13 protein-coding genes are annotated in these 7,112 nt (G+C 40.3%); all 13 read left to right on the top strand.

Annotation, left to right across the window (positions count from 1 at the left end):
• Position 1: 1 nt before the first annotated feature.
• On the top strand, positions 2-172 hold the full coding sequence (locus ACTQ48_RS08315; protein WP_431455408.1) for a hypothetical protein: 171 nt from the start codon (positions 2-4) through the stop codon (positions 170-172).
• Entirely contained in the window at positions 173-481 is a 309-nt protein-coding gene (locus ACTQ48_RS08320) for a hypothetical protein (protein ID WP_432490341.1), read from the top strand.
• Positions 481-786, top strand: a complete 306-nt coding sequence (locus tag ACTQ48_RS08325; protein ID WP_441541099.1) for a hypothetical protein — start codon at positions 481-483, stop codon at positions 784-786. Before ACTQ48_RS08320 ends, ACTQ48_RS08325 begins: the two co-directional genes overlap by 1 nt.
• Complete coding sequence (locus tag ACTQ48_RS08330; RefSeq protein ID WP_417936847.1) at positions 783-1,037, top strand: hypothetical protein; 255 nt, start codon at positions 783-785, stop codon at positions 1,035-1,037. The genes ACTQ48_RS08325 and ACTQ48_RS08330 overlap by 4 nt, the downstream gene beginning before the upstream one ends.
• Positions 1,038-1,376: a hypothetical protein gene (locus ACTQ48_RS08335; RefSeq protein WP_441541101.1), complete on the top strand. Its 339-nt coding sequence runs from the start codon at positions 1,038-1,040 to the stop codon at positions 1,374-1,376.
• 215 nt (positions 1,377-1,591) lie between these two features.
• Complete coding sequence (locus ACTQ48_RS08340; protein WP_441541103.1) at positions 1,592-2,539, top strand: toprim domain-containing protein; 948 nt, start codon at positions 1,592-1,594, stop codon at positions 2,537-2,539.
• Positions 2,540-2,732: 193 nt separating this feature from the next.
• Positions 2,733-2,969: a hypothetical protein gene (locus tag ACTQ48_RS08345; protein ID WP_441563693.1), complete on the top strand. Its 237-nt coding sequence runs from the start codon at positions 2,733-2,735 to the stop codon at positions 2,967-2,969.
• The gene (locus ACTQ48_RS08350; RefSeq protein ID WP_441541107.1) at positions 2,960-3,172 is read left to right on the top strand and encodes a hypothetical protein; all 213 of its coding nucleotides are present in this window, start codon (positions 2,960-2,962) and stop codon (positions 3,170-3,172) included. The genes ACTQ48_RS08345 and ACTQ48_RS08350 overlap by 10 nt, the downstream gene beginning before the upstream one ends.
• 79 nt (positions 3,173-3,251) lie before the next feature.
• Positions 3,252-4,040, top strand: a complete 789-nt coding sequence (locus ACTQ48_RS08355) for a hypothetical protein (protein WP_441563694.1) — start codon at positions 3,252-3,254, stop codon at positions 4,038-4,040.
• On the top strand, positions 4,040-4,585 hold the full coding sequence (locus ACTQ48_RS08360) for an NUMOD4 domain-containing protein (RefSeq protein ID WP_441541111.1): 546 nt from the start codon (positions 4,040-4,042) through the stop codon (positions 4,583-4,585). Before ACTQ48_RS08355 ends, ACTQ48_RS08360 begins: the two co-directional genes overlap by 1 nt.
• Before the next feature lie 2 nt (positions 4,586-4,587).
• On the top strand, positions 4,588-5,955 hold the full coding sequence (locus tag ACTQ48_RS08365; protein WP_441541113.1) for an AAA family ATPase: 1,368 nt from the start codon (positions 4,588-4,590) through the stop codon (positions 5,953-5,955).
• Positions 5,956-6,009: 54 nt separating this feature from the next.
• Positions 6,010-6,213, top strand: a complete 204-nt coding sequence (locus ACTQ48_RS08370; RefSeq protein ID WP_441541115.1) for a hypothetical protein — start codon at positions 6,010-6,012, stop codon at positions 6,211-6,213.
• A 207-nt stretch (positions 6,214-6,420) separates the two neighbouring features.
• Positions 6,421-6,981 carry a hypothetical protein gene (locus tag ACTQ48_RS08375; RefSeq protein WP_441570568.1) on the top strand — a complete coding sequence of 187 codons (561 nt, stop codon included), beginning with the start codon at positions 6,421-6,423 and terminating at the stop codon, positions 6,979-6,981.
• Positions 6,982-7,112 lie beyond the last annotated feature (131 nt).

Below are 7,112 nucleotides of genomic sequence, written 5' to 3' on the forward strand. Positions count from 1 at the left end.
GATGTTAGAAAATGTTGAAAAAGAGTATGGCGTTTATGTTATTGGAGGAGACCCTCTGGATATCTTAGACCACGTTTTCCCAAGCTATGAAGAAGCTTTAGAGCATGCTAAGACGTTCCATGAATGTGATACTGTAATAGTTGGAGTAGTTCGTGAACAGGAGGAAGAATAGATGTTAGATATGCGTGTAGAAGATTATCGAATTAGCTCAGATGGCAACCAAGTAATCGTGGAAAAGGCTCGTCGAACAGACTCTGGAGAGATTTCCGTGCTAACTGATAAGAAGACTGGCGAAAAATTTGAGTCACGGTCTCTTGTGGGCTATTACCAAAACTTGTCGAAGGCTCTGGTAGGTATCCAAAGAGACTGGGTACTATCTAATAACGGACATTCCATCAAAACTATCCAAGACTATAAGAAGGCTATCGACGACATTACAAAAGCTTTCGAAGAGTCAATCGGCTTAGGGGAGGAATTTTAATGGATGCCAAGTTAAGAGAGTTCCATGCAGCCTATTGTGCAGCTTACGATAAGCTTTCCACAGCTGATGAAAAGCTTTCAGATGCTAGAAGGTACTCAGAGCTTTATGTAAGTAGTGTAGGTAACTTTCCAGAAGCTTCACTAACCCTGTCAGGAGATTACTCTGATGATAGAGTATTAAAAATACCTCGCAACTTACTCTCAGAAACTGTTGCAGAGTATATCTCACTTTTATCAGATGAAGTGAACGAAGCCGAAGGAGAGTTACAGGACTTAATTAATAGTATGAAGGAGGATGATCGATGAGCTATAAAGTAGAAGCTTGGGTATGCTTTAATGGAGGCGCTGATGTAGAGATGAAGGTAACTGTTCCAGAAGATGCTACAGAAGAGCAGATTGACGAAGCTGTCAAACAGGCTGCTATGGCACATCTCGACTGGGGTTGGGAAGACCCTTATGAAGAGCCTTATGAGGACACCTATCCATGTGGCTGTTGCATGTGCTGTGGATGCGACTGTGATTGGGACTATGATGAAGAAGATTGGGAGGACGAGTAAATGCTATTTAAAGCTAAACCAAAAGCTTCTGCACTGGAATCGACAGCCTATTCCTACCATTATGGAGAGTGGAATTTCCCTATAGATGCTGACGGATATATTCATGGATGGTATGTTGATGGGTATATTTTAGGAGCTATCGAAGAGTCTACCGAAGAGTATATTGCGCCAGAATTCTGGTGCCCTATTGAGAAAGACACTTTGGAAATTGATTTAGAGGCTATCTCAAAAATTGCTAGAGGAGAGGTTGAAGGGACTGAGCACATAGACAAGCTGTTAGCCCTTGAGGAACTTATTCCACGTGTGCTTTATTCAGATAGTTATAAGGAGGACAAGTAAATGTGGACATGGTTTTGGAAGAACTCTAATACAGAGACTTACAGTAAATACGGACTCCATGGTTCATTCATTGGAGACCCTCCTCGAGTAGCTGTGGGAGATGTTTATACAAGAGTTGATGGATACGCTCCATTAAATTATATTGTCACAGCTATTGACAAAGAGCGACAATTAGTTAAAATGGAATTAAACGCAAGATAATGGAGGGCTTCTGAATGGCTTTGGACAAGATTCATTTAACTAAAGACATCCTTGTGATGATTGATATACCAGAGTACCTAAGCCGTTATGATGTTTGGGAAAATGCTAAGTGGACTGACGAGCGACTAGTCTGCTCCAGTCCTTTTCGACCGGACTATTCGCCAAGCTTCTTTGTAAACTTTAACAATGAGTTTGCAGGGACTTGGGGAGACTCTGGTAGTGGAGATTCCGGAAACTTTATAAAGCTTGTATCACTACTCGACGAAACAGGCTACGAAGAAGCTTTGGACAAGCTTCGGGACGAGTTTATGTTAGGGGCTTATGACACTCCACAGATAAGCGTTGGGGTAACTGCTACCCAGAGTCGTGATAGCTTCCGGAAAGTCCCTTGGAATAAGTCTTTGTATCTACTTTCCAGAGGTATTTCAGAAGCTACTCAAGAAGCCTATGAGACATCTGAGGGAGACGACTTTATAAGACTTCCATATGTTGATGGAGTAGGAGAGTGGAGAGCTATTAAGTATCGTAAAACATTCTCTAAAGACTTCTTCTATGAAGCTGGTAACAATCATATCAAAGACTTGGTATTCGGCCATCGAGTTATTTACAAAGAGAATCCAACAACTCTTGCAATTTGCGAAGCTGAGATCGATGCTATGACAGCTTATGAAATGGGATATGTCGGAATCAGTCTTGGTTCAGCTAACTTGAGCGACTCTCAGATAAAGCTTATTCATAAGTTCGGAGTAGATAATATTCTGATAGCTACGGACAATGACTCCAAAGGTAACATGGCTGCTGAGGATATTCGCAAGGCCTTTGCAAAGACTCACAACGTTTATCGGGCAAATCTTCCGAATGGAGAAGACTTGAACGGATACTGGCAGAAGAACCACTCCAAAGTAAAATGGATAAAGCTGTCAGAAAGCAACTTACTAAACTTTCGAAAGGTGTGGTTTTAGTTATGGTAAAATATTTTTACTTAGAATGTGTAGACATTCCAGAGGATGCTTTGATTGCATGGCGGCATGAAGATGAAGTATTAATAAGCGTTCGGGAGGCTGACGAGGAAAACATTTCAGTGTTAAATTTAGAAGGAGTGAAGCAGCTGTTAAAGTTCCTTACAGAGCAAGCTTCTATATTGGAGGACGAATAATGTTAAAACGAATATATAGTAGGCTTGACCCAGATGAGTTTATAGAATTAGAAACCATATTAGGAACCTACCTTACTGTTGAATCAATGTATCATCCAAACCACGACTACTCTGGAAGGACAGGAGAGGCACATACTTTGAACAACTTTGTATCACTAGACAAGCATGAGGTCAGAACACTCATTGGAAGTCTGCAAGAAATGCTTAAAGAGATGGAGGAATCAGAATGGATGTAAAAGTAACTGTCTATTTAAAATCTGGTGGAGATACTAGCATGATAATTTATGATACTACATTAGAAGAGCAGGATAAGCAATATTCAAAATTCTTTGAGAAAGGTATTGAAAATAATATTATATGCCACCAAACCAATTCTGAGGTTATGTTCATTCCAGTTTCTAATATTGCAGGTCTAAGCTTAAAAGAGCTGCCTAAATAAACTTTCTGAGAGGCCTTGACAAGGCTTCTTTTTTATGCTATTCTTAATGAGTAGAAAAGCCACTAAAGGAGTTGCTAAATTGAAGAAATCAACCTTACTTAAAAAACTGATATTAGAGACTGGCAAAACTGAGGAACAAGTTAAGCAAACGCTATCTCACATCCATCTCCAGTTATTCGGGCTGTCTGGAGAGAGTGGCAAGTTTGGCTCTGCTAAGATACCTCTGGAATATAATGACTTATTCTTATTCAATAGCCCTGCCAAGGATGCTCAGCCAGCTACTTACGAGCTTTTGGAAAGCTATGTCAAGAGTTTCCGGAGATACTTTTCCAATCCAGAAGAGGAATCTATCAAGAATCTTTACTTGTGGAGTCCAGAGAAAGGTAACGGAAAGACTTCCACAGCTGCGGCACTGCTTAACGAATATATGTTCACAGCATGGAAAGCTTCGGTAAAGCTTAAGGCAACTATTCCACAGCCTCCTGCATACTTCCTAGATGTTAACAGCCTACAGACTTTGTATAACCGTTTCACTAGACAAGGAGTTTCCTATGACGTTACAGAAGAAGCCTCCAGAAAATACTATGCTGAGATGGATGTTGCAAAGGCTGCTCCAATGCTTGTAGCAGACGACATAGGAGTTCGATCAGCTACAGAGGCGTTTCGGGCAGACTTGCATGAAATTATCAATTACAGAATGGTTAAAGGACTTCCGACAATCTACACAAGCAACCTCCCACTAGTTGATATGGAGCAAGTCTTTGATGAACGTCTGTATGATAGGATGCGTGATAAGACTGTTATGATTAGGTTTGAGGGAGACTCTAAACGTGGGGTCAAGAATAAGTCCATTAAGGAGGCTAAATAATGGAAGAATCATGGAAGCCTATCACTAATTTTGAAGGTAAGTATGAAGTAAGTAATTTAGGTAATGTAAGAAGTTTAAAATACAGAAACAGCTCAGCAATTAAACTACTAGTTCTGACTACTAATGCTGATGGAAGAAAATATGTAGACTTGTATCAGAATGGAAACCGAACGAGAAAGCAAGTACACACATTGGTTGCTATTGAATTTGTTCCTAACCCAGACAGCTTAAAGGAGATTAATCATATAGACGAAAATCCCCTTAATAATCGAGCAGATAATCTCGAGTGGTGTACCAGAAAATATAATGTAAACTACGGCTCACGGAATATTAGACATTCAAAAGCAATGAAAAACGGTAAGTTATCAAAAGCAGTTGAAGCTTATTCTTGTGAAGGTAACTTAGTATACACATTCCCAAGTGCCTCTGAGGCAGGTAGAAATGGCTTCCATGCAAGTCATGTCTCTGCTTGTTGTAGAGGGGAATTGAAATCACACAAAGGCTTAGTATGGAAGTATATTAATAAGTCTAAGGGAGGCATTTAACTATGCGGAATGTTATTGGGGAGTTGCTACTTTCAAAGGTTATTAACGAGAATGATGTTGCAGCACTCAACCGCCATGGAATATCCAGAGAGATGTTTCCGGTAGCTTCCGAAAGGGATGCTTACGATTTTATTATACACTATTCAAGAACTAACGAAGGTAACGCCCCTAGCTTTGCCACAGTTATTGACAACGTTCCGGAATTCGACTACATTCCAAATACGGAAGACTCTTTTACTTATCTGTCGAAAGAGCTTAAGAAGAAGAAGTTCCAAGTAGAGCAAGCTAACTTCATTAATAATAAGCTATCAGACTTGTGGAATGAAGCTGATAAAGCTAACGATCCCGAAGGCTTTGCCAACGACATTATTAAAGCTTTCGAGGAGATGAAACACTCCAACAGAATATCTGGAAAAGCTGGCCATCTTTTAGAACACGCTGGGGACTGGTACTTGGAAGAGTTCTACAAGCGTAAGGAAGGCAAGTCTATCCGCTTTTGGAAGAGTCATTTTGAAGGACTTAATGACATCATCGGAGGAGGTTACCAAGAGTCTAATATGATTACTTGGTATGGCCGTTCTGGTAGAGGTAAGTCCACTATCACACTTATGGAAGGCCTTGAGGCAGCTTATCAAGGAGCTAATGTATTATTCTGGGTACTGGAGATGCCTAAATATGAGTTTGCCAGTCGTGCCCTAAGCTTTATCTCAGCTAAGGAAAAGCTTAAGAATTCAGTTATTGACGGAGTTGACTACTTAGCAGGGTTTAGCGTATACGACTTGACAAAAGCTTCTTTCAAAACTGTTGACGAGGAACAGTCGTTCGTAGACTTTGTAATGAAGTTGAACACAGTCTTAGAAGGCTCAATTACAATTCGTGCCATTGATGATGAAGACTTTATAGATCGATCAGTAAGAGCATTGGAAAGAGACATTGTAGAGAGTGAAGCAGATGTTGTAATCGTTGACCCAGCTTACTACATGGACTACGAGAAGAATACCTCAAAAACTAACGGAGGAGATGCCGCAGCTACTTCCAAAGCTCTTCGAAAGCTTGCCGGACGTACAAAAGTTGTTATGCACGTTATTACACAGGCTGAGGAAGACGACTCCGAGAAGCGTGGCGATGAGCGTGAGCTAAACATTCCAAAGCGTAGCCAAGTTAAGAAGACGAAAGCCTTGCTGGAGGATGCAGCTATTGTGTTAGCTTTCGACAGCTGTGATGGAATCTTTGGGCTAGAAGTTTCCAAAGGCCGTTCCGGAGGCGAGGGAGAAGGCATAGAAGGAATATTCTTACCTTCCATTGGGTATATTGAGGAGAACAGTCAGCAAGTCGTAGAAGAGTTGTTTGCAGACGATATTGAATTTTAAAGGAGAATGTTAAATGAAGTATAGAGTAGACTTTTTCAAAGAAGGGGTACAAATATGAAAGCAGTTAAGAATCCACTTTTTGTAACAACCTTTTCCAACAACTGGTCAGTAAGCGTGGCAAGAGTTGATGATGGAGAATATCGCTGGAGCGTATGCTATACAAATCCAGAAGGCTACTCTGTTTATAGTATGTATGAAACAGCTTCGGAAGTCTTTTCAGAGCTGGCTAAAGTACAGAAATATGAGGAGGACGAATAATGGTAGAATTTATGTTAAAGCTCTGGGCTTGGAGCAAGTTTTTTGAATGGGCTTTTGGAGCAGTCGTGGTAGTAGTTTTCGTAGTAGCTTTGTTAGTATACTGGGCAATCCCTTCGTACAAGCTTCGAAAAATAAATAAGAAATAGTATTGACAATTCCTCTAATTGATGTTATGATTAATTCATAAGTTGATTGGAGGAATTTTAAATGACATATGCACAACGTATGAAAACATTCTACAAGGCTCATGAAAACGACTTGGCCTTGATTGGTAATAAAATTGAATCACATAACTTCCAAGTAGTCTATGACAAAGACTCCGGAGAGTTTCTGAAAGTCCCTACGAAAGTCTCTTTCGCAGCTTGCAAAAATAAGGCATGCAAACTGTGTAAGGAGATTACTGAGCTAGGTAAGATAGCTGATGAAGTAGCTCATGCCAGAATCATTAGCAGAGGCTGGGAGAAGGCTTCTTTATACTCCATTGCACGACTGGCAGATACTGGGATGAATTTAGAGGACATTGCAGAGGCTTTGGAAACGACTCCAGAAGTTATCCGAGGGCTGATTAAGGACGATATCGAATCTGAGGGATGGTCGATGGAGGATGTTGTACGGCTATTCAGAACGACTTTCCAAGTCTCTACAACAGTTATGTATGAGCTAATTCCATATACTGCGGAAGACGTTCGGAAAGCTATTTTAATAAACGGTAAAAAGCTTACTACACTGACTGGTAAGCCACTACATTTAGAGGAGGAAGAAAGATGAATAAATACCATATATACTACCGTTTAATTGGGTCACAATTCACTGATTACTGTGTAGTAGTAACTAATTCTATACAGTCTGCAATTGACAATGCACTAGAAGATATAGAAATTAATGAGCACGTTTTTTTT

This window comes from Collinsella sp. Sow4_E3, from assembly GCF_052116285.1.
GTDB lineage: Bacteria > Actinomycetota > Coriobacteriia > Coriobacteriales > Coriobacteriaceae > Collinsella.

Coding starts and splice junctions, on each gene's coding strand:
- ACTQ48_RS08345 (WP_441563693.1), top strand. CDS start 2,733: ATGTTAAAACGAATATATAGTAGGCTTGACCCAGATGAGTTTATAGAA.
- ACTQ48_RS08375 (WP_441570568.1), top strand. CDS start 6,421: ATGACATATGCACAACGTATGAAAACATTCTACAAGGCTCATGAAAAC.
- ACTQ48_RS08330 (WP_417936847.1), top strand. CDS start 783: ATGAGCTATAAAGTAGAAGCTTGGGTATGCTTTAATGGAGGCGCTGAT.
- ACTQ48_RS08350 (WP_441541107.1), top strand. CDS start 2,960: ATGGATGTAAAAGTAACTGTCTATTTAAAATCTGGTGGAGATACTAGC.
- ACTQ48_RS08320 (WP_432490341.1), top strand. CDS start 173: ATGTTAGATATGCGTGTAGAAGATTATCGAATTAGCTCAGATGGCAAC.
- ACTQ48_RS08335 (WP_441541101.1), top strand. CDS start 1,038: ATGCTATTTAAAGCTAAACCAAAAGCTTCTGCACTGGAATCGACAGCC.
- ACTQ48_RS08325 (WP_441541099.1), top strand. CDS start 481: ATGGATGCCAAGTTAAGAGAGTTCCATGCAGCCTATTGTGCAGCTTAC.
- ACTQ48_RS08360 (WP_441541111.1), top strand. CDS start 4,040: ATGGAAGAATCATGGAAGCCTATCACTAATTTTGAAGGTAAGTATGAA.
- ACTQ48_RS08370 (WP_441541115.1), top strand. CDS start 6,010: ATGAAAGCAGTTAAGAATCCACTTTTTGTAACAACCTTTTCCAACAAC.
- ACTQ48_RS08365 (WP_441541113.1), top strand. CDS start 4,588: ATGCGGAATGTTATTGGGGAGTTGCTACTTTCAAAGGTTATTAACGAG.
- ACTQ48_RS08315 (WP_431455408.1), top strand. CDS start 2: ATGTTAGAAAATGTTGAAAAAGAGTATGGCGTTTATGTTATTGGAGGA.
- ACTQ48_RS08340 (WP_441541103.1), top strand. CDS start 1,592: ATGGCTTTGGACAAGATTCATTTAACTAAAGACATCCTTGTGATGATT.